Source organism: Mesorhizobium sp. PL10 (genome assembly GCF_053714315.1).
Map to the genome: position 1 here is coordinate 187230 of NZ_JBSKBR010000007.1, position 25835 is coordinate 213064.

Genomic DNA, 25835 nt, shown 5'->3' on the forward strand with positions numbered 1-25835 from the left:
CGCAGGTAGCATACCTCGACGCCTATATCGAACCAGCTTCGCGGCAAGCCTGAACAAGCGGCAGCGAGCTGACCATCTATCGCATCAGGGGCGGCGGGTCGTTAACAATTCATGCAACGTGGCGAAGATAGTGTGGCTTTGCAGCAATCCGAAAGCGAGCCGTTCCATTGCGCAATACACCCGCCGAAGCAATCTTGCAGCTTGTCGTTCACAATGACGATCAGACCCCGTGGGAGTTTGTCGTCGATCTCGTCCGTTCGGTCTTCGATCGATCGGCTGCGGAGGCCGAGACCTTCGCCGCGACCGTGTCGCAGGAGGGAAAGGCCGTGTGCGGCAGCTACCCATTTGCGGTTGCGAAGGCGATGCTGGATACGGCGCAGCAGCGCATCAATGCGGCCGGCCACCCGCTTCGCATCACCGCCGCTCCCGGCGAAACAGAAAGCGCGGCCATAGCCGGCCATTCCGCACAAGCTCCGCGCGACAAAAAGTTCAAATATGCCCACGAGGCGATTGCCTGGCATTTTGGCGGACTGGCGCATGACGAGATCATCGCGACCTCCCGCCAGTTCCCCGGCCACATGCGAGCCGACGTGCAGGTGGCGCTCAACAAGCTGTTCTCAGCCGCGCCCATTCGCTTCTTCGGCCTCTACGAGCAGCATCGCTACGAGACGCTGACTTATGCCGCGCTGACGAAGGAAGGACAGTTCGCCGTTACCATCTCGGCTGCGCAATATCAGGACGTCGATATCGGCGAAATCGAGCCGATAAAGTGTCTCAACAACGGTTTGTGGCTCAACCGGGACGGTGGCCTGCACTATGCAGTCGTGCTGTCCTTCCACCGCGAGTACGGTCGCGAGTCCGGGACCTGCGTGGAGATCGCCGTACCGGCCGGCGAAGATGGCGTTGCCCTTGTGGACCGTTGCTTCTCGCAACTTGAGGCGGCCATCAATGCTGCGCGATCTTACCGCGGCAAGGTTCTTTCCCTCGAAACGGAAGGGGATTATCAGGGCCGGTCCAAAGGTGTGATGGTTCATCGCTTGCCGCCGGTGCCGCGCGAAGCGATCATTCTGCCGGAACAGACCCTGAAGCTTCTCGACCGCAACGTGATCCGGTTCATCGAGAGCCGGGACGCGCTGAGGCGGCTTGGACAATCGACGCGCAAGGGCATCTTGCTCTACGGCCCCCCGGGCACCGGCAAGACACACACCATTCGCTACCTCGCTGCCAATCTCCCCGGCCATACCACGCTCATCATAACGGCCGGTCAGATGGGTATACTGTCGCAATACATGACCCTGGCACGCCTGCTGCAGCCGTCCACCGTGGTGATCGAGGACGTGGATCTGATTGCCCGCGACCGCGAGAACATGGGTGGTCCGTGCGAAGAATCCCTCCTCAACACGCTGCTCAACGAAATGGACGGACTAAAGGACAATGCCGACATCCTCTTCGTCCTGACCACCAACCGGCCGGAACAGCTTGAAGTTGCGCTGACAGGGCGGCCGGGCCGTATCGACCAAGCCATCGAGGTGCCGCTGCCAGACGACGACTGCCGCGAAAGGCTGGTGCACCTTTATGGCGGTGGACTGAAACTTTCCAACAAGATCATGGCCGAGGCCGTGGCGCGGACGAAAGGCGTCAGCGCGGCCTTCATCAAGGAGCTTATACGTCGTTGCGCGCAAACGAGCATTATGCGGGGCGACGGAGAGGTCGTGACCTCCAAGGATCTCGCCGAGGCCCTGGACGACATGCTGTTCACCGGCGGCCGGCTCAACGTCAGATTGCTTGGCGGAGCAGCCGACGGACCGTCAAGCTACTGAGCAGGCGCTTAATTGCGGAAGGCGACGGCGGCTTCGTTGCCTTGGACCTCGCAGAAGATACCCGAGGCTAACCAAATCTACCACGCTCAAACCTGATGTCGGGCGGCGAGAGCTCGGTCGAATGGCTTGACCCGGAATATGCATGTATATACATATGCATCGTGATGCAACAAAGCGTGTTCCAGACATTGGCCGACCCCACGCGGCTTCGCATCGTCGAAGCGCTGGCAGGCGGCGAGCAGGCGGTGGGTGACTTGGTTCGCGCCGTCGACATCGATCAGTCCGGCGTTTCGCGGCACCTGCGGATCCTCGGCGAAGCTGGCTTCGTCGCGATGAGGCCTGATGGGGCGCGGCGTCTCTATTCGCTCCGACCTGAGCCGTTCGGGATGATCGACGACTGGGTGCGGAGCTATCGCAAGCTTTGGGAAAGCCGGCTCGATCGCTTCGACGCAGCCCTTGCGCGACGGAGCAGCGTGCGGCAACGCGAGGGGAAGAAGTGATGGCCATCGAGCCGGAGGCGGGCACCATCAGGTTCGAGCGGGTCTACGACGCCTCGATCGAGGACGTCTGGGCGCTGTGGACCACGAAAGAAGGGCTCGAGGAGTGGTACGCGCCTGAGGGAATGCACGTCGAGGTGCTGGCCCTCGAACTGCGGGTCGGTGGTGCGTTCGAACACGTGATGACCGCGGTGGGCGCCGACCAAGTCGCCTACCTTGCGAACGCCAACATGTCGACGACGGCGCGGGTGAGCGGTCGATTCGTCGAGATGGTGCGCCACCGGCGACTGCGGATTCGCTTCGACATCGACTTCGTCCCTGGCGTCGAGTCGTATCCCTACGACATGATGGTCGAGCTCCACGCCGAGGCTGGGCGAGTTCGGATGATCGTGACGGCCGATCGTCACCCGGACCCCGAAATGACACGCGGCGCAATCCTTGGACTGACCAGCCAGTTGCAACGATTTGACTTGGCCATAGCGGCAAGAGCGACAAGAGACAAACGACCGTGAAAACTGAGCTGCTGCGGACACTTGTGGCCGCTGTGGCGTAGAATCGGCAGCTACTGGCGTTTGCAGAAGTGGCGCGCCCGAAGAGATTCGAACTCCTGACCCCCAGATTCGTAGTCTGGTGCTCTATCCAGCTGAGCTACGGGCGCGCAACAGGCCATGCTTTGCATAGCCCCGCGATCCGGTCCTGGCGACCGGCCGCGACGAGACGTGTTCCCTAACGACTGAATTTCCGAAAAGCAAGCCGATCCGGCAAAAGTTTTGTCGCAGGCAGATCGAGCTATGCGGGGATTCCGCTCAGGCGGGGCGGCGCAGGCCGTTGCGGGCCTGGTCGAGGCGGACGGGCTGGTCGGGGATGGTGACGGCGAAGGTGGTGCGGCCGCCGATCGATTCGACCAGCTCCACCGTGCCGCCATGAGCGCGGATCAGCTCGTGGGCGATGGCCAGGCCAAGGCCTGTGCCGCCGCTGCGGGCCGAGCCGCGAAACGCCGCGAACAGGTTTTCGCGCGCCTTGGGCGGCAGGCCGGGGCCGGTGTCGGTGACGATGATGCGGCTGACGCTGCCCATGCGCTCGGCCGACACGGCGAGCCGGCGCACCAGGGCACTTTCGGCATCGGCCGCCATCGCCTGCACGGCGTTGCGGCACAGATTGGTGAGCACGCGAAACAGCTGGTCGGAATCGGCATCGACCTCGAAAGCGAGCTCGACGGCGTTGACGAATTCGATGCCGTCCTCGATGTCGAGCAGGCCGTGGACGTCGTCGACCAGCTGACGCAGCCGCAAGCGGCGGCGCGAGGGCGCCGGCTCCTGGGTGCGGCCATAGGCCAGCACGCCTTCGGAATAGGACACGGCGCGGTCGAGCGCGCGCAACAGCTTTGGCGCGAAGGCCTGCACGGTCGGGTCCTTTACCAGGCGCAGGCGGTCCGACATCAGCTGCGCCGAGGCCAGGATGTTGCGCATGTCGTGGTTGATCTTGGAGACGGCGAGGCCAAGATCGGCGAGATGCTTCTGCTCGGCCAGCATCTTTTGCAGCCGCTCCTGCATCTGCGACAGTTCGCGTTCGGCAACGCCGATTTCATCGGCGCGGGCGGCAGGGTGGATGATACGCGAGGGGTCGTCCGGCGCCTCGGAGAAGGACAGCATCGAGCGCGTCATGGTGCGGATCGGGCCGATCATGATCAGGTCGATCGCCGCATAGACCAGCATTGCGGTGAACAGCGAGATCAGCAGCGAGACGAAGGCGACGTTGCGCGAATAGCGCAGCATGGCGTTGCGCAGGGAATAATCCGGCATGATCAGCTCGAATTCCTTGTCGCTGTCGCCGACCGGGCCGAAGACCCTGAGCATGCGCTTGCCGCCGAAGAACAGCGTATCCAGCGCCCCGGTCATGCCCTTGATCATGCCGACATTGGCGATGTCGATATGCTCGTCGACCTGCGGCGGCATTTCGGCCACCACCAGAAGGCGCGAGACGCCGCCGTCGCGCACCGCGATCGCCTTGGCGCCGATTGCCATCAGCACGTCGTTCTGGGCGGTACGGGAGAGCGAATTGGGCTCGCCCTGCACCAGCACAATCGACACGGCGGCAGCGGTGCTTAGCCGCTCCTTCAACCAGGCCAGGCGGTAGCTGGCGATCCAGGGCAGGAAAATGAGGACTTCGGCCAGGAGCACGAAGACGATGGTGAGCAAGAGCAGTTTGGTCGACAGGCCGCGCGCCAAGGATACCGAGCGGCTTGGAACGGGGCGAACAGACGCCGGGCCGGCATCGGCATTCGCCGGGCCGGTTCCTTCATCCGCTGAGGCAACGTCGCTCATTAAGGCCTGTCTTCACAAACGCTTGATCGGTTGAGATTAGGCGATTGCGGCTTTTTTGCCAATTTCATCCTTCGTTGGACGATGGTACCCGCAATAAAAACGCGTCGAACTGATCGTTCGCGCCGTGACGAACTGTTCGTTCACGCCGGATTGACTCCCAAAACCCTTCTTTCTATAAGCCGCTCACGCTCGGGCCATTCGTCCCGGCGCGGTTTCGATCGCGCCAAAGCCGGCCCGGCAAAGCTCCTGTTACACAGTGACAGAATCAAGAAGGGCCGCACCCCGCGGTATTAAAACAAATGAAGCGTACCTACCAACCGTCCAAACTCGTCCGCAAACGCCGGCACGGTTTCCGTGCTCGCATGGCCACCAAGGGTGGTCGCGGCGTCGTCGCAGCTCGCCGCAACCGCGGCCGCAAGCGGCTCAGCGCCTGAACGGAAGACGAGATCGTTGCCCGCAACCGGCAAGCCAGTGGGACCAAACCCCAAGCGGCTTCTGAAACGTGCGGAATTCCTGGCCGTCCGCCGCGGTGAAAAGCGGCGCGGGCGGCTTTTTCTCGTTGAAGTTCTCGACCGCAATGACGGCCTGTCGCCGCGCGTCGGCTTCACCGTCACCAAGAAAGTCGGCAATGCTGTCGTGCGTAACCGCGTCAGGCGGCGGCTGAAAGAAGCCGTGCGCACCCATGCCGCAAGTGACATGGCGCCCGGCAATGACTATGTCATCGTCGGGCGTGAAGACGTGCTTACCATTCCGTTCGGCCAGTTGAAGGCCGAGCTCTCCCGCCGACTGCGCGGAACACGATAGGCCAAGGGCTTTCGATGGAAAACAACCGGAACTTCTACATCACCATCGTCTTGTCGGTGCTGATCCTCGGGCTGTGGCAATATTTCTACGTGCTGCCGCGCAGCGAGCGGCAAGCCGAAGCCACGCGCATCGAAGAACAGCGGGCGGCGGAGCAGAAGAAGGCTGCCGAGGCCGCAAATCCCGGTGGCACGACGGCGCCCGCGGCGCCCGGCGCCATTCCTAACGCGCCCGGCGGCGACACTGTGAGCCCGGCCAGCCGCGAGCAGGCGCTGGCGGCAACCAGCCGCGTCAAGATCGACACGCCGAGCCTGGAAGGCTCGATCAATCTGACCGGCGCGCGTCTCGATGACCTCAAGCTCAAGCACTATACCGAGACGGTAGACAAGAACTCGCCTGAGATAAGCCTGCTCAACCCGCAACCGCTGAAGGACGGCTATTTTGCCGAGATCGGCTACAGCAGTGGTAATCCAGAGCAAACGGGTGCTTTGCCTAGCTCGGGCACCATCTGGACGGTCAACGGCAATGCGACGCTGACACCGGCAGCGCCTGTCGAACTGACTTACACCAATGACAAGGGCCTGACTTTCAAACGCACTTTCTCGGTTGATAACAATTATATGTTCACCGTTACGGACACGGTGCAGAACTCGGGGAGTGCCGCTGTCTCGCTGTCCAATTACGGGCGCGTAACCCGCTTCGAAAAGCCGGCCGTCGCCAGCACCTATGTGCTGCATGAGGGCCTGATCGGCTTCACCGGCACCGAGGGTCTGCAGGAACACAAATACGCGGCGATCGAGAAGGACAAGCAGATCCAGCCAGGCAAATCGACGGATGGCTGGCTCGGCATAACAGACAAATATTGGGCTGTGACGTTGGTGCCGACCGAGAAGCAGCCCTTCCAGCCGCGCTTCGGCTATTACGAAGATGGTCGACCACGTTGGCAGTCCGACTTCCTGACCGACGCGATCAACATCGACGCCGGCAAGTCGGTGACCATAGAATCGGAAATCTTCGCCGGCGCCAAGGAAGTCGGCAAAATCAACGCCTATGCCGAAGAACGCCATATCAAACGGTTCGACCTACTTATCGACTGGGGCTGGTTCCATTTCATCACCAAGCCGATGTTCTGGCTGATCGATACGCTCTACAAATTCTTTGGCAATTTCGGCCTGGCCATCCTGGCCACCACGGTCGTCGTCAAAGGGCTGTTCTTCCCGCTCGCCAACAAATCCTACGCGTCGATGGCGAATATGAAGAAGGTGCAGCCCAAGATGCTCGAGATCCGCGAGAAATACGCGGACGACAAGATGAAGCAGCAACAGGCGATGATGGAGCTGTACAAGACCGAGAAGATCAATCCGCTGGCCGGCTGCTGGCCGGTGGCGCTGCAGATCCCGGTGTTCTTCTCGCTCTACAAGGTGCTCTACATCACCATCGAGATGCGGCACGCGCCGTTCTTCGGCTGGATCCAGGACCTGGCCGCGCCCGATCCGACCTCGATCTTCAACCTGTTCGGCCTGCTGCCCTTCGCGCCGCCGGCATTCCTGCCGCATATGGGCGCCTGGGCGGTGGTTATGGGCATCACCATGTTCCTGCAGATGCGCATGAACCCGACGCCGCCGGACCCGACGCAGGCGCAAATCTTCACCTGGATGCCGGTGATCTTCACCTTCATGATGGGCAGCTTCCCGGCCGGCCTCGTCATCTACTGGGCATGGAACAACACGCTGTCGATCCTGCAGCAGGGCGTGATCATGAAGCGCCAGGGCGCCAAGATCGAATTGTGGGACAATCTGGCCGCACTCTTCCGAAAGAAACCGTCGCCGGCGGAGTAGCCGGCGCCTCCCTTTTCGAAGACCTGAAAAGCCCCGCCAGCGGGGCTTTTTTGTTGCGCTCGAACATTCCAGAGGCGCGAGGCATCACGGTTCGGTGAGCGGCGAAACTTCGGCGTGCTCCGGGCCGTTACTGCTTGCGTTGCCATTCCCGGAGGACGATTGGAATGGCGTTATTCACATAGCCAGCATGGTGCTCGAACACGGTTGCTGCCGCGGCCGGATATCCTCGTGACGCTGTCGCGGGGATAGCTGTCGTGGCCGCAGGAAATTTCATCTAACCGTTTGCTTTTGTTACTCTTTTTTCCATTGAAAACGAAACTATCCTGATTCCTTGGCGTAACTCTTGCGGCAATCGAATTAACCTTTGCCTCAATCAAAAGGGTTCTCCAATGGCACAGTCCATCCTGAAAGCAATCTGCATCTCGGCCGTCCTCGCTGCTTCCGGCCTTACCGCCACGACCGACTGCACATTCGCCAACCCCGCCGTCGGCGGCGCGGCGATGTCGACCACGAAGAACATCGTCGAGAATGCCGTCAACTCGCCGATCCACAGGACGCTGGTGGCAGCCGTCAAGGCCGCCGGTCTTGTCGACACGCTGCAGAGCGCCGGTCCCTTCACCGTCTTCGCGCCGACCGATTCCGCCTTCAAGAAGCTGCCCGCCGGCACCGTCGCCACGCTGGTGAAGCCGGAGAACAAGGACAAGCTGACCAAGATCCTGACGGCGCATGTCGTTGCCGGCAATATCTCGGCCAAGGAAATGATGACCAAGGCCAAGGCGATGGGCGGCAAGTATGAGATGAAGACCGTTTCCGGTGACACGCTGACCGCCGAGGTCAAGGGCGGATCGCTCTACATTGTCGACGAGTCCGGCGGCGCCGCCAAGGTGACGATCGCCGACGTCAACCAGTCAAACGGCGTCATCCACGTCGTCAACAAAGTGCTGTTGCCGAAGTAACGGCTTCCGGAAAAAGGGGATGACGGCAAGTCCGTGACGGCTTTCTCGGCTTGCCATCCCGCCTCATGACGAGGTGCCATGTGTTGCGGAAGCCGCCTTCGACACGACCGGGGTCCTGCTTGTCCTTCGCGGGGCCCCGGTTTCGTTTTAGCGGGTGAACCGCTCCGGATCCCCGCACGGTTCCGATCCGATCGGGAACCGCCGCTTCACTCCATCGAGCAAGGCTGATAGCGAAGGCTCGCGCATCGGGCGATTGGTGCTATAGGGCGGATCAGGCTATTTTGAACGACGCGGCAGGTTTCGCTTGCGCCCGGCTGCCACTCTTCGACGGACCTCGCCATGGACGGACCCAACCCAGACATCAAGCACCCGATCCCGATGCACACCCGGGTCGGCTTCCTGAAGCCGCTGGTCACTGCGCCGAATATCGAGATCGGCGACTTCACCTACTATGACGATCCGGACGGACCAGACAAATTCGCCGAGCGATGCGTGCTGCATCACTACCCCTTCATCGGCGACAAGCTCATCATCGGCAAGTTCTGCGCCATCGCCGAGGGCGCGCGCTTCATCATGAACGGCGCCAACCATGCAATGTCCGGCTTCTCGACCTATCCGTTCAACATTTTCGGCCATGGCTGGGAACAGGGCTTCGATCCGAAAACGTGGTCGCAGGAAGTGCGTGGCGACACGATGGTGGGCAATGATGTATGGATCGGCATGGATGCGGTGATCATGCCCGGCGTGTCGATCGGCCATGGCGCCATCGTGGCGGCGAAATCGGTGGTGACGCATGACGTTCCGGCTTATGCGATCGTCGCCGGCAATGCGGCAAAGGTGGTGAAGATGCGCTTCGACGACAGGACCGTGCGGCGACTGCTTTCCGTGGCATGGTGGAATTGGCCGGTGGACAAGATCGGCCGCAACCTCAATGCCATCAGGGGCGCCGATATTTCCAGGCTGGAGGCAGCGGTTTGAACGCGTTGGGCAACACGGTTATCGGCGTCGAGTTGTTCACCAAGGGTTGGATCTTCATCCGCGGCGTGCCGGCGATGAAGTTTTTGCCGCCGGAAGGGCCGCCGGAAATCGCCTTTGCCGGCCGTTCCAACGTCGGCAAGTCGTCGCTGATCAATGCGCTGGTCGGCCATAATGGGCTGGCACGCACGTCCAACACGCCGGGGCGCACGCAGGAGCTCAACTATTTCGTGCCGGGCGGATTTTCCGGGGAAGGCGCGGACCTGCCGCCAATGGCGCTGGTCGACATGCCGGGCTACGGCTATGCCAGCGCGCCGAAGGAGAAGGTCGACGACTGGACCAAGCTGGTCTTCGACTATCTCAAAGGCCGCGTGACGCTGAAGCGGGTCTATGTGCTGATCGATGCCCGCCACGGCATCAAGGCCAAGGACGACGAGGTGCTGTCGCTGCTCGACAAGGCGGCGGTGTCCTACCAGATCGTGCTGACCAAGACCGACAAGATCAAGGCAGGGGGCGTACCGCGACTGATCGAAGAGACGCTGCAAAAGATCAAGAAGCGGCCGGCGGCGTTTCCGTTCGTGCTCGCCACATCTTCGGAAAAGGGCGAAGGTCTTGAGGAATTGCGCGCGGCGATCGTGCTGGCCGCCAATGGCGGCTGAGCGAGCCAGCTAGGCCTTGGCCTTCGCCTCCAGAGCGATCAGCTGGTGGCTTTCTTCCTCGGCAAGCTTTTCGGTGCCGTAGTACTTCAGGAACAGGCTGACGCCCGACCGGACGATGTGGTCGATCTCATCCTGGCTCGGCGCCTTGGTGCGGTAGGCGAAGATGCACTGGCGGAACAGGCCGGCCAGGCACAGTTCGGTGAATTGATAAGCGGCAAGATCGACATCGTCGATCTTGAGCAGGCCGCGGTCGACGGCGGCATTGAGGAACGCCGCCACCTTGTCGTGGCCGCGTTTGGGGCCGCGTTCGTAAAAGCGGGCGCCCATGTCGGGTATCCTGTCGGAGGCGCCGATGACCGTGCGCTGTGCCTGGATGACCTTGGCCGAGGTGATCTTCATCGACAGCACCTTGCCGAACTTCACCAGCGTCTGGCGCAGGTCGTCGGCGCGGTCGAGCATGTCGTACATGTTCTTGAAGATGGTGCCGCGCTCTTCCTCGATCAGCGCCTCGAACAGCTCTTCCTTGTTGGCGAAGTACACATATATCGTGCCCTTCGAGACGCCGGCCTCGCGGGTGATGTCGTTCATCGACGCCGCTTCGAAGCCCTTGTCGATGAAGACGCGACGCGCGCCCTCGATGATCTGGCTGCGCTTGACCGGATCCTGGCCCGCTGCCGGGCGGCCGCGACGCGCACTGTCCAGCGCATCGCACAGGTCAATGTCAGCATCGGGTAGCGTATCGGCCATCAAAGTCACACCTCGCAAAATAATTCGAACCGCTCGGTTCGATTACCCTTGATATGGGCTCCTTTTAGCGCTATGTCAACGTCCACATCGAACCGAACGGTTCAGTATAACACGATTTCCTTATATAGCGACAGTAGCGAGATATCATGTCCTCGAACACGCCAAACACGACCGCCGAAGTCCGGCCCTTTCCCACCGCCAAGGTTTCGCCGGTCATCGAAGCCCCGGAAGCGCCTCCCAAGCCTGCCGCCGAAGTTCTGGCCGAGGCCCCCGCCAAGAAGAAGCGGTCGGCACGCTCCCTGATGCTGCCGATCATCGGCCTGGCTCTGCTCGGCGCCGGCGCCTGGTATGGCTATAACTACTGGACCGACGGCCGGTTCCTGATCTCCACCGACGACGCCTATGTCCAGGCCGACATGTCGTTCGTTTCGCCGAAGATTTCCGGCTATGTCGACCAGGTCAAGGTCTCGGAGAACCAGCAGGTCAAGGCCGGCGACCCACTGCTGACCATCGATGACGGCGACTACAAGATAGCCGTTGCGCAGGCCGAGGCGCAGATCGCCACGCTGGCCAAGACGCTCGATCGCATCGACGCGCAGACCAAGGCCGCGCAGGCTTCGCTGCAACAGGCACAGGCGCAGAAGGTCGCCGACCAGGCAGCCGCCGCCAACGCCGCCCGTGCCCAGCAGCGCGCCACGCAACTGGTCAAGACCCGTGTTGGCACGCAGGCGCAGCTCGATGACGCCCAGACCGCTCTCGACCAGGCCAATGCAGCCCTTGTCGGCGCTGATGCGCAGATCGCCGCGGCGCAGGCCAATATCGGCGTGTACGAGGCGCAGCGCGCCGAGTCGGCCAGCACGCTGGCCTCGCTGCAGCTGAGCCGCGACAAGGCCGCGCGCGATCTGTCCTTCACCGTACTCAAGGCGCCTTATGACGGCGTCGTCGGCAACCGCTCGGTCGAGCAGGGCGATCTCGTCAGCCCCGGCCAGAAGCTCGCCGTGGTGGTGCCGATGGACAAGCTCTATATCGTCGCCAACTTCAAGGAGACGCAGCTGGCCAAGCTGGTGCCCGGCGAGAAGGTCCGGATCTCGGTCGACGCCACCGACGGCCATGATTTCGAAGGAACGGTGTCGTCGCTGGCGCCGGCTTCGGGCGCGGTGTTCTCGCTGCTGCCGCCGGAAAACGCCACCGGCAACTTCACCAAGGTGGTGCAGCGCGTCCCGGTTCGCATCGAAGTGCCGGCCGACGTGTTGAAGGCAGGCAGGCTGCGCGCCGGCCTGAGTGTCGTCGTCGCCGTCGACAGCCGTACGGCTCCGGCCGCGGCGAACTGAGCGGCCGCAAGGGGATAACGCCATGGCAACCGCAACCATAACAGCAGGAGCGGCGCCGGCGCCTGCCATGCCGGCGCTGCCGACAACGATCTCGACGCGCCGCCTCATCGCCTTCCTGGCGATGGTGTTCGGCATGTTCATGGCGATCCTCGACATCCAGATCGTCTCGGCCTCGCTGGCCGAGATTCAAGCCGGCCTCAGCGCCAGTTCCGATGAGATCCCGTGGGTGCAGACCGCCTATCTGATCGCCGAGGTGGTGATGATCCCGCTGTCCGGCTTCCTCAGCCGGATGCTGTCGACGCGCGTGCTGTTTGCAGGCGCCGCGGCCGGCTTCACGGCGGCCAGCGCGCTGGCGGCAACCGCCACCAACATCGACCAGATGATCGTCTACCGCGCCATCCAGGGCTTTATCGGAGGCGGCATGATCCCGAGTGTTTTCGCCGCTGCCTTCACCATCTTCCCGCCGTCGCGCCGCGCCATGGTGTCGCCGATGATCGGCCTCGTGGCGACGCTGGCGCCGACCATCGGCCCGACCGTCGGCGGCTATATCAGCCACGCCCTGTCATGGCACTGGCTGTTCCTGATCAATGTCGTGCCCGGCATTCTGGTGACGGCCACGACCTGGTCGCTGATCGATTTCGACAAGCCCAATCTCGGCCTGTTCAGCAAGTTCGACTGGTGGGGACTCGCCGGCATGGCGGCTTTCCTCGGCTGTATGGAATATGTGCTCGAGGAAGGTCCGAACCATGACTGGCTGCAGGAACAGGCGGTGTTCATCTGCGCCATCATCATGGTTGTCGGTGCGGTGCTGTTCTTCTGGCGCGCCTTTACTGCCGAGGAGCCGATCGTCGATCTCAGGGCCTTCACCAACGTCAACTTTGCGTTCGGCTCGCTGTTCTCCTTCGTCATCGGCATCGGCCTCTACGGCCTGACCTATCTCTATCCGGTGTTCCTCGGGCGCATCCGCGGCTACGATTCCTTGATGATCGGCGAGGCGCTGTTCGTCAGCGGCCTGGCGATGTTCGTCACCGCGCCGATTTCCGGCATCCTGTCGAGCAAGATGGATTTGCGCATCATGATGATGATCGGGCTGCTCGGCTTTGCCGCCGGCACCTGGTGGATGACGCATCTGACGGCCGACTGGGATTTCTATGAACTGCTCATCCCGCAGATCCTGCGCGGCTCATCGATGATGCTGTGCATGGTGCCGATCAACAACATTGCGCTCGGCACCTTGCCGCCGGACCGGCTGAAGAACGCGTCAGGCCTGTTCAATCTGACCCGCAACCTCGGCGGCGCGGTCGGCCTTGCCATCATCAACACCGTGCTGATCGATCGCAACGCCTTCCACTATGCAAGGTTGGCCGAACATGTCGAATGGGGCAGTGCAGCAGCGCAGCAGAAGCTGCAGAACATGACGCTCGACTTCCAGCAGACCCCCGGCCTCGACGCCACCAAGGCGGCGATCTCCAAACTGTCTGGCATGGTCCAGCAGCAGGCGTCGCTGCTGTCGTTCATGGACGTGTTCACCATGCTGACCGTGCTGTTCGCGACGATGGCTCTGTTCACCCTCGTCATCGCCAAGCCGGCGCCGCCTGCGGGCGGCGGCGGCGGAGGCCATTGAGCGCGCCGGACTCCCCCGCCTGGCGCCCTCATACATGACCCCGGAAATCACCCCCGATTTCCGGGGTCATGCTTAAGCATCAATCGCTTTCAATTGCTCTGTGTCGTAGCCGGTGGGCCGAACCATCTGGTCAACGCGTCGGCCAGTCCAGCCGATCCCCCGTCGCCAACCCAGGCCACATGGCCGTCGGGCCGGACCAGCACGGTGCCGGGAGCTTCGACCGCACCCAGCACCGGAAGCTCCCATGCACCATCGTAGCTGGCATCGACCGACCGAACGCGATCCGCCCATGGGCCGATGTCGAAAGCGCCCGGCTGGCCGAAGTTGAGCAGCAGCGGTCGCGCCTCGTGCAGCAGCCCAAAGACCGGTTGCCGGCCGGCATCGGTGACGAGGTCGAGATCCGGCATGCGACATCCCAGCAGTTCGTGGCCTTCGCCAAGGTCGTAGCGGATGTCCAGGCCGGACATCATGCCGGCAAAATGCTTGCGCGGCTCCTCCATGGCAAGAAGCCCCGACACCAAGTCTCGCAGCGCCTTTATGCGTTCGTCTTCACGACGCAGCACGACCGCCGCCATGGTGTTTTGCAACACCCTGGCAGCAACCGGATGACGCTCTGCCTGATAGGTATCGAGCAGGCTTTCCGGCGCCGTCTTCTTGACCACCTGGGCGAGCTTCCATCCGAGGTTGACCGCGTCCTGCACGCCAAGCTGCATGCCCTGTCCGCCGTCTGGCGGATGCACGTGGGCGGCGTCGCCCGCCAGCAGCACCCGCCCCTTGCGGTATGACGCTGCCTGCCGGACCATATCGGTGAAACGGGAAAGCGATGCCGGATTGTGGACGCCATAGTCGGTGCCGAAGACGGCAATGAGCGCGTCGCTCAGATCGCGCAGCGTGGGTGGCGCGACAGCCCCGACCTCGCGTTCGGTCACCATCACCCGCACGGTCCCATCGTCCAGCTTGCTGAGACCATGAATGCCTGTTGCATCGCGGTGGATGCCCCAGTTCGGCTCCTCTGTTATTTCGACCTCGCCAATCAGGTTACTGGTCGTCGGATCCGAGCCCGGGAACTCGATGCCCGATGCCTTGCGCACGAGGCTTCTGCCACCGTCGCAGCCGACGAGGTAATCGGCGCGAAGCGACCGACCATTGCTGAGCGCGACGTCGACACTACTCTCGTCCTGGGCGAAAGCCGTCACCTCGCAGCGACGGTAGATCGTGACGCCAAGCTCCTCCACCCAGTCGGCAAGGATGCGCTCTATATGCTTCTGCCACAAAGCGAGCCCGTAATTGTGGCGAGTGGGAAAGTCGCTGATATCGAGCGAAACGCCGGCAAAGCCAGCGACCTGGGCAGTCCGCCCTTGCGTCAGAAACCGGTCGGCAATGCCGCGCTGGTCGAATATCTCGATGGTTCGTGCGTGCAGACCGCCGGAGCGCAACCCTTCGACCTCTTGTCCAGCGCGCCGCTCGACGATGGCGGCGTCGACACCGGCCAAGGAAAGCTCGCCGGCCAGCATCAGTCCGGTCGGCCCACCTCCGACGATCACCACAGGATGGGAGATTTGCGACCGGTCGGCATCTCCGCGACCTGTCGATTTGCGCTCGCCCTGGCGAGCGTGTTCTTGCACTCGTTGCATAGGTTCAGGCCCTCTCGATAAGGGCTGCGGAATCTACGCATAAAAAGCCGTCTGCCAATTCTTGAAATTAAGTGTTTTCGCCCCATTTCAAGAGATAGGAGGCGGTTTCACGCCGCCTCCCAAATTCTCCACATCGCCAAGAGACACTGGACGGTCAGGCAGTCGCTGGCTTGAAGCTGAGCGCGACGCCGTTGATGCAGTGGCGCAGACCGGTCGGCGCCGGGCCGTCGTCGAAGACGTGGCCGAGATGGCCGCCGCAGCGGCGGCAGTGGACCTCGGTGCGGGTCATGCCCAGCGACCGGTCCTCGGTCTTGCCAATGCCGTTGGCAATCTCCTGCCAGAAGCTCGGCCAGCCGGTGCCGGAATCGAACTTGGTCTCCGAGGGGTAGACCGGCAGGTCGCAACCGGCGCAGGCGAAGATGCCCTTGCGGTGTTCGTTGAGCAGCGGGCTGGTGCCGGGATATTCAGTTCCTTCCTTGCGCAGCACGTTGAAGGCTTCGTCGGACAGGATGGCGTGCCATTCGGCGTCGGTCTTGGTGACCTCGAAGGTTTCGGCAGCTTTGGCGGGTTGAAGCCCGCCCATGCGCAACGTTGCCACCGCGCCGGCAACGGCCGCAAAGGCGACGCCGCTGAGAAGTAAATCGCGACGGTTCATGACAGAAATCCTCCTGCAGGTTGTTTTGCCAAATTTGGCCGCCACAGCAAATCAAAAGCCGGTGACGGGTTGCCCTGCAAGCGAACGCTCCACACCGGTTTCCGCACTTGCGCGGACGGGATGGAGCGCTCGGTAGGTTGCGCGGCCCAAGGGGAGCGGAGCCGCGCAATCTGCAGGGAGCCTTGACCAGCAGTTCGCCGGCGGCAGGCGCTTTGTTACATCTTCGGCAGCAGAACCTTGTCGATGACATGGATGACGCCGTTGGACTGCTCGACATCGGCGATCGTCACATTGGCGACATTGCCGTTCTCGTCGGTGACGGTGACCTTGCCGCCATCGGCCTTGAGCGACAGCTCACAGCCGCCGACCGTCTTGACCTTGTGGGTGCCGCCGTCGGCCTTGGCCATCGCGGCGACATCAGCGCCCATCGCCTTGGCGCCGATGACGTGGCAGGTCAGGATCTTGGTGAGCTTGTCCTTGTTCTCGGGCTTGAGCAGCGTTTCGACCGTGCCCGCCGGAAGGGCGGCAAAGGCGTCGTTGGTCGGCGCGAAGACGGTGAACGGACCGGCGCCCTGCAGCGTCTCGACCAGACCGGCAGCCTTGACGGCCGCGACCAGCGTGGTGTGGTCCTTCGAATTGACGGCGTTCTCGACGATGTTCTTGTCGGCGAACATGGCGGCGCCGCCAACCATCGGATTCTCGGCATAGGCAGCAGTGGCGAGGGCGGATACGGCAATGGTACTGGCGAGCAAAAGGGTGGCGAGTTTACGCATAGTGTTCGGTCTCCTCGGGTTATTGTTCCTCTTTCGGGAACATATGGAGATACGGAACAGAATCGCTTAAGTTTCGGCGCGTCGACGAAAATTTTTCTTTACTTTGTCAGCAAACTAAATTTCTGAGTTCCTTTTTAATTTTCCACAACGCAGATAAAACGAAAACAACGGAAGATGTACTTCCGCTGTTCTTCATGATCACGTCATGACCTTGATGTCTATCAGATACCCTTCAGATCGCCCGCGGCAACGACCGGTCCGGTCGGCTGTCCGGTCGGCGAACCGCCGGTGGGCTCGACGCTGACGGCGAGCACGGCGCCTTGCGCCAGCTTCTGCTGCACCGCCGGTGCAACGGGAATGTGCGCGGTCTGGCCGGCGGGAATGACACCCATCGAGACCGGCGGATTCTTGCCTTCGATCATCCAAAGTTCGAAGTCCTTGCCGGCGGCGCGTTGGCCCGACACCAGCGACAGGCCGACATCCTTGCGTCCGGCGTCGTAGACGACGAGGTATTTGACATCGCTGCCATCTGCAGCCAGCGAGGCGACCAGGCGCTCCTGCGGCACGACGACCGGCGGAGCCCTGAAGAGTGGCACGGCAGCGTAGAGCACCAGGGCTGCCAGAGCCGCCGCGGTGAGACCGCGCCAGAAGGCAAGGCTCGCCCAAAGGCTGCCGCTCGGCGCCGCGGCAGTCGACGCTGCGGTGGAGGAGAACAGCCGGCGATCGATAGCCGGCTTGATCGTGGCCGGCGGCTCTACTTCCGCATAAGCGGCGGCCATCGGCGAAAGGTGAACCTCCCAGGAATCGACCAGACGGGCAAAGCCGGTCTCCGCGTCGATACGTCCGGAGGCTATCTGGCGTTCGTCCGCTGGCAGAACGCCGAGAACGTATTCGGCTGCGAGCAGGTCGTCGCCTCCACGTTCCGGTCCATTTTCTTCTGCGAGCGTCATCTTTCCAGACATTCTCTAAGTTTCAACAGGCTGCGCCGCAGCCATGTCCGCATCGTGTTGAGCGGGACCTTGTGACGCTCCGCCAGGTCGGCGTAACTTTCGCCGTTCAAATAAGCGCCCCGGACGGCTTGCGCCCGGTCTTGTTCCAACTCGTCGAGGCACTGGTAGATGCGCTCGGATTCACCGCCCGCAACAACCATGGCCTCAGGCCCCGGACCCGGGTCAGCCACGTCAAGCGCGGCATCGATATCGGCAGCAGGCTTGCGCCGTGATCGGATGCGATCAATCGCATGATTGCGGGCTATGGCCACCAGCCAGGAGATTGGGCTGAGATCAGAAACGGCGAAACGATCCGCCTTCGTCCAAACTTTGACGAAGACCTCCTGCAGCGCTTCTTCCGCATCTCCGCGGTCCCTCAATACACGAAGGCAAACGCCGAAAAGTTTCGCGCTGGTTTGTCGGTACAGGAGATCAAACGCAGCCCGGTCCTTCATCGAGGTCCGGACAATCAGGGTGGAGATGTCCTGCGGCGTCATGCCGACAAGCTAGGCGATTGCGATTTATTTGCAAAGGCGGAAATGTTGTTGTCTACGCCGTCGATGTCTGCGCTTCCCCGCCAGTAATCGTCGGTCGTGCCAAGGAAATCACCTGTCGTGCTGCTGAAACTGAAGCCACTGTTCCGGCAGCTGATGGACAAGAGCCTGGTTCACCCACTGGCCGGCGATCCAGAATGTCAGCGGCCAGCCGTCGATCGCGCTGCCTGTCCGTGTCACCGATGCCGGCCTGCCGCTCGCGTCCAGGCCGTCGGCAGGTCCAACGACGAGGAGACGCTTCTGTCGCAGGCCGCGCAGATGGAAAAGATTTCGGGTTGACTGACGCGACGGGCGCCGCTGAAGGTGCCTGACTAGAGTCTCGCGCCCTCGCCGATTTTATGATTGTGACAGCAAAGCTGTTTGCCCCTTGCGCCAATTCCCGCTAAGACGCCGCCGTCCTTTCCAGCAAGCCGGGAACCTACCGATGACGGAGATCACCGCCACTGCCGAAATGCAGGCCGCCCTGCTGTCGCGGGCGCTGCCCTACATGCAGCGCTACGAGCACAAGACGGTCGTGGTGAAATATGGCGGTCATGCCATGGGCGATATCGAGCTCGGCAAGGCCTTTGCCCGCGACATCGCGCTGTTGAAACAATCCGGCGTCAACCCGATCGTCGTCCATGGCGGCGGCCCGCAGATCGGCGCCATGCTCTCCAAGATGGGCATCGAATCGAAGTTCGAAGGCGGGTTGCGCGTCACCGATCAGAAGACGGTCGAGATCGTCGAGATGGTGCTGGCCGGTTCGATCAACAAGGAAATCGTGGCGCTGATCAATGCCGAGGGCGAATGGGCGATCGGCCTGTGCGGCAAGGACGGCAACATGGTGTTCGCCGAAAAGGCGCGCAAGACCATGATCGATCCGGACTCCAACATCGAGCGGGTGCTGGACCTCGGCTTCGTCGGCGAACCGGTCGAAGTCGACCGCACGCTGCTCGACCTTTTGGCGCGCTCCGAGATGATCCCGGTGCTGGCGCCGGTGGCGCCCGGCCGCGACGGCCATACCTACAACATCAACGCCGACACTTTTGCCGGCGCCATTGCCGGGGCCTGCCAGGCGACGCGCCTTTTGTTCCTGACCGATGTGCCCGGCGTGCTCGACAAGAACAAGCAGCTGATCGATGAACTGACGGTGGCCGAAGCCAAGGCGCTGATCAAGGACGGCACGGTGTCGGGCGGCATGATCCCCAAGGTCGAGACCTGCATCGAAGCGATCGAACGCGGCGTCGAAGGCGTCGTCATCCTCAACGGCAAGACGCCGCATGCGGTGCTGCTGGAACTGTTCACCGAACACGGCGCCGGCACGCTGATCGTGCCCTGAACCCGGCCGCCCACTGCCCCTCGATCAGGCCGGCTCGGGCAAGCGCGCGATGACCTTTATCTCGAAGTCGAAGCCGGCTAACCAATTGACGCCGACCGCCGTCCAGTTGGTATAGGGCGGTTCGCCAAACACCTTCAGCCGGACGGCGTCGATGGCGCCCCATTGCGCGGCCGGATCTGTGTGGAAGGACGTCACGTCGACAATGTCGTCGAACGTGCAGCCTGCAGCTTGCAGCACCGCGGCCAGATTGTCGAAGGCGAGCTGGACCTGCTTTTCAAACACCGGCTCAGGCGAGCCGTCCTCGCGGCTGCCGACCTGGCCCGAGACGAACAGGAAGTCGCCGGAGCGGATCGCCGCCGAATAGCGGTTGATCTCGTAGAGAGCCTGCCGACCGGCAGGGAATATCGCGTCACGTTTGGTCATTTTTACTCCGTCTGGACAAGGCAGGCTCTCAACGATCTCGGCCTGCCGTGGTCGTTTACATACGCCCCGTATGTCCAGGATGGGTTCATACGTCGCGTATGTCAATACATATACGCAACGTATATTTGTGATGGCAACTGAACCCGTCAGGCGCCGGGCGAGATCGCGGCGGCCGTTTCGGCCGCCTTGCGAGGCGGCCGCATGACGACCATCGATTCCTCTTCCTGGTCCTGCGGCGCGCCCCAGAATTCGGCCAGCGTCGGGCCGTCCTTGAGGCGGCGATCCAGGGCCAGAAAGCCCCAGACCTCGCGGAACCAGACGCGGCGGCCCATCTGCGTGTACCAGCGCATCGAGTGTCGCTGTTCGGGATCGGGATGGAAGAGAATGCGCGCCAATGCCCTCGGCCGGGACTGCACCGCGACCTCGATCAGCTTGACCGAGAAGAACAGCATCCACGGTTTCAGCCGCGTCATCTGCAGCACCTGGTGCTTGTAGTCCCATAGCCGGGCGTCGGTCTGGATCACCTTGCGGTCCTGGGCGATGCGGAAGAACGGCGTCCAGCGGTGCGGGGTGACGTAAAGCGCCTGGATCTGGTCGGGGTCATAGGCAAGCAGCTGGCGGAAACCGCGCCACAAATCGCGAAAAGTCTCGTCCTCGAAGCCGGCCACCCAGGTGGCCATCGACAATATGCCATGCTGCCTCAGCAGACGGATCGCCTCGCGGTCGGACCTTGTGCTACCGCCCTTGCGGATCAGGGACAGCGTTTCCTCGTCGGTGTTTTCCATGCCGAGCAGCCAGCGGATGACGCCCGCCTTTCGGTAGAGGTGCATAATGTCGGCGTCGCGCACGATGTCGTCGGCGCGGGTCGAGCCCACGATCAGCACCGGCACATTCTCGGCAATCAAGGCGTCCAGAAAGGCGCGCCACGCTTTCTTCGACACCGTCGGGTTCTCGTCGGCGAGGTTGATCAGTTCGACGCCGTGCTCGCGGTGCAGCCAGGCAATCTCCCTGGCGAATTTGACTGGATCGCGGTGCCGCCAGCGGGTCCAGAAGCCGCGCTGGCCGCAATAATTGCACAGATGCGGGCAGCCGCGCGAAAACTGCATGACCACCGCGCGCTTGCCGCCCCAATAGCTGTAGCGGCGGTGATCGATCAGCTCCCAGCCGACGCGATAATCGTCGAGGTTGGCGATTGTGCCGGCCGGCCGCGTGGCGAAGGGACGGCCGAGATCGTCGCGATAGGCGATGCCTGCGACATCTGCCAGCGGGCGGCGATTATCCAGCGCCTCGATGAGAGCGACAATGGTCGCCTCGCCCTCGCCGCGCACGATGAAGTCGAAAACATCCGTGGCCGCCAGTATGTCGCGCCAATGATAGGTCGGGAACACGCCGCCATAGATTACCAGCGTCGCCGGCTCGAGCGCCTTGACCATGCGGGCAATGATGAGTGCCGTCGGATGTGCCGAGGTCGAGCCGGAATGGCCGATCAGGATGCAGTCGGGCTGAGCGCCTAGAGCATCGCGTACCAGCGTGTCCAACGGCATCGGCCCGAACTCGGCATCGACCAGCCGCACCGCATGGCCGGCATCGATGAGCGGCCCGCCGATTGCAAGCAGGCCGAGCGGTGGCAGATGGTCGTCGGGGACGCGGCTGCCGATGGCGGTGTGCGGCGGATTGATCAGGACGATGTTCATGACGGACCTCTGCAAGTCGGTCCGCATGGCGTAGCCGGTGTTTCAGACCTGGAATTGGGCTCCGTTCAGCAGTTTGCGTGCAGCTTTTCCGCAGAAATGGCGATGCCGAGCCTTACCGCCTAAGATGGGCGAGCGGCACGTGGCCCGGGCCCTTGATGTTCTGCAGCACCAGTTGTGTGTGGACGTCGCGCACACCCGAAAGCCGCATCAGCCGGTGCATGACGAAGGCATTGAGTTCGTCGACCGAAGGCACCATGACATGCAGCAGGAAATCGTGGTCGCCGGTCATCGTCCAGCAGGACGACACTTCGTCCATGCGCTGCACGGCGGCGATGAAGGTTTCGGGCGAACCATCGCTGTGGCTGACCAGCCGTACCTCGATGAACACCTCGACCATCAGGCCGACGGCGCGGCGGCTGAGCACGGCGGCGAACCCCTTGATGATGCCGGCCTCCTGCAGCGCCTCGAAGCGGCGCGCGCACGGCGTCGTCGACAGGCCGATTTCCTGCGCCAGTTCGGAGACGGGCTTGCGCCCGTCACGCTGCAGCACATCCAGCATCTTGATCTCGAAATCATCGAACTGAGGCATTTTCACTCCTCTGAGACAGTTATTGAGGGATGTTATCTCGAAATATCTGTCTGAGCCATCATCAAAACCGATTTGCCTCGGAAAACCGGGTTAGCCTTCAGGCACGTCAGCCGTTAATGATTTGCAGGGAGAAGAGCCATGACGACGATGAGCGTTGCCGAATATGCCCGCGATTGCGCGGCGCAAGGGTTGCGCGGCGACTATTCGGTTTGCCGTTCCGATTTCACCGTGGCGCAAGGCTATGATTACAGCGCCGAGGAGCAGGCGGTGTGGCGCACGCTGTGCGACCGCCAGACCAAGCTGACGCAGAAACTGGCCCACCATTCCTATCTCGATGGCGTCGCCACGCTCGGCCTGCTCGACAAGATCCCGGATTTCGACGCGGTCTCAGACAGGCTGCGCAAGCTGACCGGCTGGGAGATCGTCGCCGTTCCCGGCCTCATTCCGGCTGCGCCCTTCTTCGACCATCTCGCCAACCGGCGCTTTCCGGTAACAAACTGGCTGCGCACCAAGGACGAGCTCGACTACATCGTCGAGCCGGACATGTTCCACGACTTCTTCGGCCATGTGCCCATTCTGACGCAGCCGGTGTTCGCCGATTTCATGCAGATGTATGGCGAGAAGGCCGAGAGCGTGATTGCGCTGGGCGGCGACGAGATGATCACCCGCCTTTACTGGTACACCGCCGAATACGGACTGATGCAAGAGAAGGGCCACCCCTTGAAGGCGTTCGGCGCCGGGCTGATGTCGTCCTTCACCGAATTGCAGTTTGCCGCCGACAGCAAGGACGCACATCACGTGCCCTTCGACCTGGAGACGGTGATGCGCACCGGCTACGAGATCGACAAGTTCCAGCGCGCCTATTTCGTGCTGCCGTCGTTCGACGTGTTGCGCGATGCGTTCCGGACCGCCGATTTCAAGGCGATCGTGGCGCGTCGCAAGGATCAAGCCGCGCTCGACCCGGCGACAGTCTAACCCCCGGAACCGCTCTCAGGCGTTCTGCCCCTCGGCCTTCAGCCGGGCCAGCTGGTCGCGCTGCAGCTCAAGTGCGGCGTGGACGAAGCGCGATATTGTGGCCAGTTCCGCGTCGCTGAAGGCGGCGACGACTTTCTCGCCTTCCCGCGCGATGGCGCCGTAGTAACGCGCCGACAGTTCGCGTGTCGTCTCGGTCGCCTCGATCACCACCTTGCGCCTGTCCTCCAGGCTGCGGGTGCGCGTCAAAAGCCCGCGCGCTTCCAGCCGGTCGATCAGCGCGGTCACGGCAGCCGGCGTCAGGCCGGTCGCTATCGCAACGGCGCCGGCCGATTGCGGGCCGCCATAGAGCAGCCCGATGCAATGGCGTTCGGCCATGTTCAGCCCGAGCCTTGCCCCCACCGCTTCGTCATAGGCCTGTGTGGCGTCCTGCCACTGCATGATGGCCAGGCCGATGGCCGTCGTCATGTCCTCGCGATTCTGGGTTGACGAATTTATTTCTATCATCTAACTATCAATCCGTCTAACATTTAGACCATTGCATCAATATGCGGCAACGGCCCGGACATAGCAAGGCCTGCCGCCGACAAGGAGTGAAAAATGAGCTTGATTCAACAACGCGCGCCGCTCTCCCACGAGGAAGAGTACAAATATGCCGAGATGGCGATGAAATGGTATGGCTGGGGCTCGCCTATCGGCCTCGGCATCCTGCTGGTGGCACTGGCGGCCGCGGCTGTGCTGGTGCGCGTCGCCGTCTACGGCCTTTAGAGGCTGTTCCATCCCGATGAATCGGGATGACGCTTACCTTCGGCTGGAGCGTGACCCTTCCGAAAACCGGTTTCGGAATCACGCTCCGGTCCAGATCTGAATCCACCCAAAGGAGCCAGGGCGGCGCCGACAGCAATCCTGCCGGCGCTGTCCGCTTTTGGCGGTCAGATGGTGGTGACTAGGTCAAACCGGGACCGCGTCACACTGTGACGACCTTGCTCAAATGACTACCAAGCCGGCAGGCAAGGGCAGTGATCGTCGTCGTCGGGTTGCATTCGCCCGAGGTGCAGAACACCGAGGAGCCGCCGATATAGAGATTGTCCATGCCGTGCACCTTGCAGTTGGCGTCCACCACGCTTTTGGTCACATCCGTGCCCATGCGGGTGCCGCCCATATGGTGGTGGCCGGCCAGTTCCTCATCGGTCGGGTAGTCCTGGCCATTGGCAAGCCAGTCCATGATGCGGACGCGGCCGAGGTTCTTCTCGATCAACGTCCTGCCGAACAGTTTGAGCCCCTCAAGAATGGTGCGGCGCTCCAGCGGCGACTTCTTCCAGTGCAACTCGATGCGCGGCACGCCGGCATGGTCGACATCGGTTTTCGACAATTCGATCTGGTTCGAAGCCAGCGGCGCCTGTTCCCAGGCGACATAGAGCTGGGCGGCACAGCGCAGATTCTGGCTGAGCTGATAGGCTACCCACTCGGCAGCATCGGGCGCGGTGCAGGCAAGGTCGGCAATCAGACTCTTGATCCCGGCATAAGGGGTTTCGATCAGGCGGATGCCGAAATTCATGATCTGCAGCCGCTCCATGGCGGCAAGCGTCGGCGAGAAGAAGGCCTCGTTGACGGCGTCGACCTCGAACTCGCTGTAATCGGCCAGGATGGCATTGCCGCCCTCGAAGGTCGGGTGTTCCATCCAGTAACGGCCAAGCGCCGTGGCGTTCGGCACCACGCCCCCGTTCGAGCGCTGGTTCGACCATAGAAGCAGTCGTGAGTTCTCCAGCCCGCCGGTGCAGACGATGAAATAATCGGCGCTGAAGGCGCCGGCATCCTGGCCGTTCGACCACAGCCTGGCGCCAGTCACTCGCTTGCCGTCACCTGCAAGTTCGGTGGCATAGGTGTTGAGCACGACGGCGATGGCCTTGCTCTTGTCGAGCTCATCGGCAAATTTCTCGCCAAAGCGCACGGCCGGGCTCTTGATCAGCTGTATCCAGCGTATGTCGTCCGAAATCGGCACATCTGGCCGGAAGTCCGGAAGGTCGAGTATGTCATGCACCTCGGACAGATAGGGCTCGATGTCGGCGCGGCTGATCGGCCAGCCCGTGTCCGGCGCCCACGCCTTGGGTTCGAAATCCTGCTTGTCGAGCACCCGGCACCAGCCGGCCCAGTGGTTCGACGACCCGCCCATGAACCGCAACCGGGTGATGTCGAGGTCGAAATAGGGATCGCCGACGGTGGTGCCGCGGTAGAAATCCTGCGACTCGTCGCTGAATTCGCGTGAGCCGGCTTCCAGCACCACGACCGGGATGCCGGCGGCGCCAAGCTTCCTGGCAATGGTGGTGCCGGCAGGCCCGGAGCCGAGAATGCAGACCTTCGGCTTGAACTCCGAGGCGCGATACGCCTCATAGCTGTCGAAGATCATGCCAGGTCGCTCCGCTTCAGGATCCAGCCATTGACCTCGACGATCTCATCGGGGTCGGCATGGGGGCGGTCGCTGTCAGGCAGCTTGCGAAACAGCTGCAACGCCGGCATCGCAATCAGCGCCTGCACGATGGCGCGGCGCGATATTTTCTTGATGAAGAAGCTCATGACACGTCTCTCGATGGGGGCTTCGATCCACGCATGGCGTTCCCTGAACGGCACACGTGCCGGCCAGACAGGCCATTTCCGTGCCAGT

Annotated in this window: 28 protein-coding genes, 1 tRNA gene and 1 pseudogene; 16 read left to right on the forward strand and 14 right to left on the reverse strand. The window is 62.4% G+C overall.

Going from position 1 to position 25835, the window contains the following annotated elements:
- Positions 1–194 precede the first annotated feature (194 nt).
- From ACWGTO_RS13910 to ACWGTO_RS13925, 4 genes and pseudogenes are all read left to right on the forward strand, one after another.
- A pseudogene (locus ACWGTO_RS13910) lies at positions 195–359 on the forward strand (ATP-dependent Clp protease adaptor ClpS); the annotation flags it as partial.
- Between the two features lie 231 nt (positions 360–590).
- Positions 591–1820, forward strand: coding sequence for an AAA family ATPase (locus tag ACWGTO_RS13915; RefSeq protein ID WP_454575511.1), 1230 nt, complete (start codon positions 591–593; stop codon positions 1818–1820).
- 95 nt (positions 1821–1915) lie between these two features.
- Complete coding sequence (locus ACWGTO_RS13920) at positions 1916–2320, forward strand: ArsR/SmtB family transcription factor (protein WP_454575391.1); 405 nt, start codon at positions 1916–1918, stop codon at positions 2318–2320.
- Positions 2320–2829 carry an SRPBCC family protein gene (locus tag ACWGTO_RS13925; protein WP_454575392.1) on the forward strand — a complete coding sequence of 170 codons (510 nt, stop codon included), beginning with the start codon at positions 2320–2322 and terminating at the stop codon, positions 2827–2829. Before ACWGTO_RS13920 ends, ACWGTO_RS13925 begins: the two co-directional genes overlap by 1 nt.
- A 69-nt stretch (positions 2830–2898) precedes the next feature.
- Here the strand turns inward: ACWGTO_RS13925 and ACWGTO_RS13930 are convergent.
- Both ACWGTO_RS13930 and ACWGTO_RS13935 read right to left on the reverse strand, forming a co-directional pair.
- Positions 2899–2975: transfer RNA gene (locus ACWGTO_RS13930), tRNA-Arg, on the reverse strand.
- Positions 2976–3123: 148 nt separating this feature from the next.
- Positions 3124–4641 carry an ATP-binding protein gene (locus ACWGTO_RS13935; RefSeq protein ID WP_454575393.1) on the reverse strand — a complete coding sequence of 506 codons (1518 nt, stop codon included), beginning with the start codon at positions 4639–4641 and terminating at the stop codon, positions 3124–3126.
- Positions 4642–4940: 299 nt separating this feature from the next.
- On the opposite strand from ACWGTO_RS13935, the gene rpmH reads away from it, so the two are divergent.
- The 6 genes from rpmH to yihA all read left to right on the forward strand — a co-directional run bounded on the left by rpmH (position 4941) and on the right by yihA (position 9870).
- On the forward strand, positions 4941–5075 hold the full coding sequence (rpmH, locus tag ACWGTO_RS13940; RefSeq protein ID WP_008833937.1) for a 50S ribosomal protein L34: 135 nt from the start codon (positions 4941–4943) through the stop codon (positions 5073–5075).
- A gap of 16 nt (positions 5076–5091) precedes the next feature.
- Complete coding sequence (gene rnpA, locus ACWGTO_RS13945; protein WP_112392939.1) at positions 5092–5445, forward strand: ribonuclease P protein component; 354 nt, start codon at positions 5092–5094, stop codon at positions 5443–5445.
- 14 nt (positions 5446–5459) lie between these two features.
- Positions 5460–7280: a membrane protein insertase YidC gene (gene yidC, locus ACWGTO_RS13950; protein WP_454575394.1), complete on the forward strand. Its 1821-nt coding sequence runs from the start codon at positions 5460–5462 to the stop codon at positions 7278–7280.
- A 389-nt stretch (positions 7281–7669) separates the two neighbouring features.
- Positions 7670–8236: a fasciclin domain-containing protein gene (locus ACWGTO_RS13955; protein WP_454575395.1), complete on the forward strand. Its 567-nt coding sequence runs from the start codon at positions 7670–7672 to the stop codon at positions 8234–8236.
- Positions 8237–8575: 339 nt separating this feature from the next.
- Complete coding sequence (locus ACWGTO_RS13960) at positions 8576–9214, forward strand: CatB-related O-acetyltransferase (RefSeq protein ID WP_454575396.1); 639 nt, start codon at positions 8576–8578, stop codon at positions 9212–9214.
- A complete protein-coding gene (yihA, locus tag ACWGTO_RS13965; protein WP_454575397.1) occupies positions 9211–9870 on the forward strand; it encodes a ribosome biogenesis GTP-binding protein YihA/YsxC in 660 nt (219 codons plus the stop codon). Before ACWGTO_RS13960 ends, yihA begins: the two co-directional genes overlap by 4 nt.
- 9 nt (positions 9871–9879) lie before the next feature.
- On the opposite strand, the gene ACWGTO_RS13970 is transcribed toward yihA, so the two are convergent.
- Positions 9880–10617, reverse strand: a complete 738-nt coding sequence (locus tag ACWGTO_RS13970; protein WP_454575398.1) for a TetR/AcrR family transcriptional regulator — start codon at positions 10615–10617, stop codon at positions 9880–9882.
- A gap of 146 nt (positions 10618–10763) precedes the next feature.
- On the opposite strand from ACWGTO_RS13970, the gene ACWGTO_RS13975 reads away from it, so the two are divergent.
- Both ACWGTO_RS13975 and ACWGTO_RS13980 read left to right on the forward strand, forming a co-directional pair.
- Positions 10764–11948: an HlyD family secretion protein gene (locus ACWGTO_RS13975; protein WP_454575399.1), complete on the forward strand. Its 1185-nt coding sequence runs from the start codon at positions 10764–10766 to the stop codon at positions 11946–11948.
- A 22-nt stretch (positions 11949–11970) separates the two neighbouring features.
- Positions 11971–13572, forward strand: a complete 1602-nt coding sequence (locus ACWGTO_RS13980; protein WP_454575400.1) for a DHA2 family efflux MFS transporter permease subunit — start codon at positions 11971–11973, stop codon at positions 13570–13572.
- A gap of 89 nt (positions 13573–13661) precedes the next feature.
- On the opposite strand, the gene ACWGTO_RS13985 is transcribed toward ACWGTO_RS13980, so the two are convergent.
- From ACWGTO_RS13985 to ACWGTO_RS14005, 5 genes are all read right to left on the reverse strand, one after another.
- Positions 13662–15206 carry an FAD-dependent monooxygenase gene (locus tag ACWGTO_RS13985; protein WP_454575401.1) on the reverse strand — a complete coding sequence of 515 codons (1545 nt, stop codon included), beginning with the start codon at positions 15204–15206 and terminating at the stop codon, positions 13662–13664.
- Between the two features lie 154 nt (positions 15207–15360).
- Positions 15361–15861: a peptide-methionine (R)-S-oxide reductase MsrB gene (gene msrB, locus ACWGTO_RS13990; RefSeq protein WP_454575402.1), complete on the reverse strand. Its 501-nt coding sequence runs from the start codon at positions 15859–15861 to the stop codon at positions 15361–15363.
- Between the two features lie 215 nt (positions 15862–16076).
- Complete coding sequence (locus tag ACWGTO_RS13995; RefSeq protein WP_454575403.1) at positions 16077–16634, reverse strand: fasciclin domain-containing protein; 558 nt, start codon at positions 16632–16634, stop codon at positions 16077–16079.
- A 221-nt stretch (positions 16635–16855) separates the two neighbouring features.
- A complete protein-coding gene (locus tag ACWGTO_RS14000) occupies positions 16856–17584 on the reverse strand; it encodes an anti-sigma factor (RefSeq protein WP_454575404.1) in 729 nt (242 codons plus the stop codon).
- A complete protein-coding gene (locus ACWGTO_RS14005; protein ID WP_454575405.1) occupies positions 17581–18120 on the reverse strand; it encodes a sigma-70 family RNA polymerase sigma factor in 540 nt (179 codons plus the stop codon). The genes ACWGTO_RS14000 and ACWGTO_RS14005 overlap by 4 nt, the downstream gene beginning before the upstream one ends.
- 117 nt (positions 18121–18237) lie before the next feature.
- Between ACWGTO_RS14005 and ACWGTO_RS14010 the strand changes: the two genes are divergently transcribed.
- Both ACWGTO_RS14010 and argB read left to right on the forward strand, forming a co-directional pair.
- Complete coding sequence (locus tag ACWGTO_RS14010; protein WP_454575406.1) at positions 18238–18456, forward strand: hypothetical protein; 219 nt, start codon at positions 18238–18240, stop codon at positions 18454–18456.
- Positions 18457–18601: 145 nt separating this feature from the next.
- Complete coding sequence (gene argB / locus ACWGTO_RS14015) at positions 18602–19495, forward strand: acetylglutamate kinase (protein ID WP_454575407.1); 894 nt, start codon at positions 18602–18604, stop codon at positions 19493–19495.
- 24 nt (positions 19496–19519) lie between these two features.
- On the opposite strand, the gene ACWGTO_RS14020 is transcribed toward argB, so the two are convergent.
- The 3 genes from ACWGTO_RS14020 to ACWGTO_RS14030 all read right to left on the reverse strand — a co-directional run bounded on the left by ACWGTO_RS14020 (position 19520) and on the right by ACWGTO_RS14030 (position 22201).
- Entirely contained in the window at positions 19520–19918 is a 399-nt protein-coding gene (locus tag ACWGTO_RS14020; RefSeq protein WP_454575408.1) for a RidA family protein, read from the reverse strand.
- Positions 19919–20064: 146 nt separating this feature from the next.
- Positions 20065–21612, reverse strand: coding sequence for a magnesium-protoporphyrin IX monomethyl ester anaerobic oxidative cyclase (gene bchE, locus ACWGTO_RS14025; protein ID WP_454575409.1), 1548 nt, complete (start codon positions 21610–21612; stop codon positions 20065–20067).
- A 112-nt stretch (positions 21613–21724) separates the two neighbouring features.
- Positions 21725–22201: an Lrp/AsnC family transcriptional regulator gene (locus tag ACWGTO_RS14030; RefSeq protein ID WP_112392922.1), complete on the reverse strand. Its 477-nt coding sequence runs from the start codon at positions 22199–22201 to the stop codon at positions 21725–21727.
- Between the two features lie 138 nt (positions 22202–22339).
- On the opposite strand from ACWGTO_RS14030, the gene phhA reads away from it, so the two are divergent.
- On the forward strand, positions 22340–23176 hold the full coding sequence (gene phhA / locus ACWGTO_RS14035; protein ID WP_454575410.1) for a phenylalanine 4-monooxygenase: 837 nt from the start codon (positions 22340–22342) through the stop codon (positions 23174–23176).
- Positions 23177–23191: 15 nt separating this feature from the next.
- Here phhA and ACWGTO_RS14040 read toward each other — a convergent pair whose 3' ends face one another.
- Positions 23192–23680 (reverse strand): MarR family winged helix-turn-helix transcriptional regulator, encoded by a 489-nt coding sequence (locus tag ACWGTO_RS14040; RefSeq protein WP_454575411.1) that lies wholly within the window; start codon positions 23678–23680, stop codon positions 23192–23194.
- A 93-nt stretch (positions 23681–23773) separates the two neighbouring features.
- Here ACWGTO_RS14040 and ACWGTO_RS14045 point away from each other — a divergent pair, with 93 nt between their 5' ends.
- Positions 23774–23941, forward strand: a complete 168-nt coding sequence (locus ACWGTO_RS14045) for a hypothetical protein (protein WP_185970491.1) — start codon at positions 23774–23776, stop codon at positions 23939–23941.
- 199 nt (positions 23942–24140) lie between these two features.
- Here the strand turns inward: ACWGTO_RS14045 and ACWGTO_RS14050 are convergent, their stop codons facing one another.
- Together ACWGTO_RS14050 and ACWGTO_RS14055 are read right to left on the reverse strand one after the other, a co-directional pair.
- Positions 24141–25580, reverse strand: coding sequence for a GMC oxidoreductase (locus ACWGTO_RS14050; RefSeq protein ID WP_454575412.1), 1440 nt, complete (start codon positions 25578–25580; stop codon positions 24141–24143).
- A complete protein-coding gene (locus tag ACWGTO_RS14055; RefSeq protein ID WP_454575413.1) occupies positions 25577–25747 on the reverse strand; it encodes a hypothetical protein in 171 nt (56 codons plus the stop codon). Before ACWGTO_RS14055 ends, ACWGTO_RS14050 begins: the two co-directional genes overlap by 4 nt.
- Positions 25748–25835: the final 88 nt, after the last annotated feature.

Coding starts and splice junctions, on each gene's coding strand:
- msrB (WP_454575402.1), bottom strand. CDS start 15,861: ATGAACCGTCGCGATTTACTTCTCAGCGGCGTCGCCTTTGCGGCCGTT.
- yidC (WP_454575394.1), top strand. CDS start 5,460: ATGGAAAACAACCGGAACTTCTACATCACCATCGTCTTGTCGGTGCTG.
- ACWGTO_RS14030 (WP_112392922.1), bottom strand. CDS start 22,201: ATGCCTCAGTTCGATGATTTCGAGATCAAGATGCTGGATGTGCTGCAG.
- bchE (WP_454575409.1), bottom strand. CDS start 21,612: ATGAACATCGTCCTGATCAATCCGCCGCACACCGCCATCGGCAGCCGC.
- ACWGTO_RS14020 (WP_454575408.1), bottom strand. CDS start 19,918: ATGACCAAACGTGACGCGATATTCCCTGCCGGTCGGCAGGCTCTCTAC.
- ACWGTO_RS14045 (WP_185970491.1), top strand. CDS start 23,774: ATGAGCTTGATTCAACAACGCGCGCCGCTCTCCCACGAGGAAGAGTAC.
- ACWGTO_RS14000 (WP_454575404.1), bottom strand. CDS start 17,584: ATGACGCTCGCAGAAGAAAATGGACCGGAACGTGGAGGCGACGACCTG.
- ACWGTO_RS13980 (WP_454575400.1), top strand. CDS start 11,971: ATGGCAACCGCAACCATAACAGCAGGAGCGGCGCCGGCGCCTGCCATG.
- ACWGTO_RS13995 (WP_454575403.1), bottom strand. CDS start 16,634: ATGCGTAAACTCGCCACCCTTTTGCTCGCCAGTACCATTGCCGTATCC.
- phhA (WP_454575410.1), top strand. CDS start 22,340: ATGACGACGATGAGCGTTGCCGAATATGCCCGCGATTGCGCGGCGCAA.
- ACWGTO_RS14005 (WP_454575405.1), bottom strand. CDS start 18,120: ATGACGCCGCAGGACATCTCCACCCTGATTGTCCGGACCTCGATGAAG.
- ACWGTO_RS13955 (WP_454575395.1), top strand. CDS start 7,670: ATGGCACAGTCCATCCTGAAAGCAATCTGCATCTCGGCCGTCCTCGCT.
- rpmH (WP_008833937.1), top strand. CDS start 4,941: ATGAAGCGTACCTACCAACCGTCCAAACTCGTCCGCAAACGCCGGCAC.
- argB (WP_454575407.1), top strand. CDS start 18,602: ATGACGGAGATCACCGCCACTGCCGAAATGCAGGCCGCCCTGCTGTCG.
- ACWGTO_RS13960 (WP_454575396.1), top strand. CDS start 8,576: ATGGACGGACCCAACCCAGACATCAAGCACCCGATCCCGATGCACACC.
- ACWGTO_RS14055 (WP_454575413.1), bottom strand. CDS start 25,747: ATGAGCTTCTTCATCAAGAAAATATCGCGCCGCGCCATCGTGCAGGCG.
- ACWGTO_RS13985 (WP_454575401.1), bottom strand. CDS start 15,206: ATGCAACGAGTGCAAGAACACGCTCGCCAGGGCGAGCGCAAATCGACA.
- ACWGTO_RS14050 (WP_454575412.1), bottom strand. CDS start 25,580: ATGATCTTCGACAGCTATGAGGCGTATCGCGCCTCGGAGTTCAAGCCG.
- ACWGTO_RS14040 (WP_454575411.1), bottom strand. CDS start 23,680: ATGATAGAAATAAATTCGTCAACCCAGAATCGCGAGGACATGACGACG.
- ACWGTO_RS13925 (WP_454575392.1), top strand. CDS start 2,320: ATGGCCATCGAGCCGGAGGCGGGCACCATCAGGTTCGAGCGGGTCTAC.
- ACWGTO_RS13935 (WP_454575393.1), bottom strand. CDS start 4,641: ATGAGCGACGTTGCCTCAGCGGATGAAGGAACCGGCCCGGCGAATGCC.
- ACWGTO_RS13920 (WP_454575391.1), top strand. CDS start 1,916: ATGTCGGGCGGCGAGAGCTCGGTCGAATGGCTTGACCCGGAATATGCA.
- ACWGTO_RS13970 (WP_454575398.1), bottom strand. CDS start 10,617: ATGGCCGATACGCTACCCGATGCTGACATTGACCTGTGCGATGCGCTG.
- ACWGTO_RS13975 (WP_454575399.1), top strand. CDS start 10,764: ATGTCCTCGAACACGCCAAACACGACCGCCGAAGTCCGGCCCTTTCCC.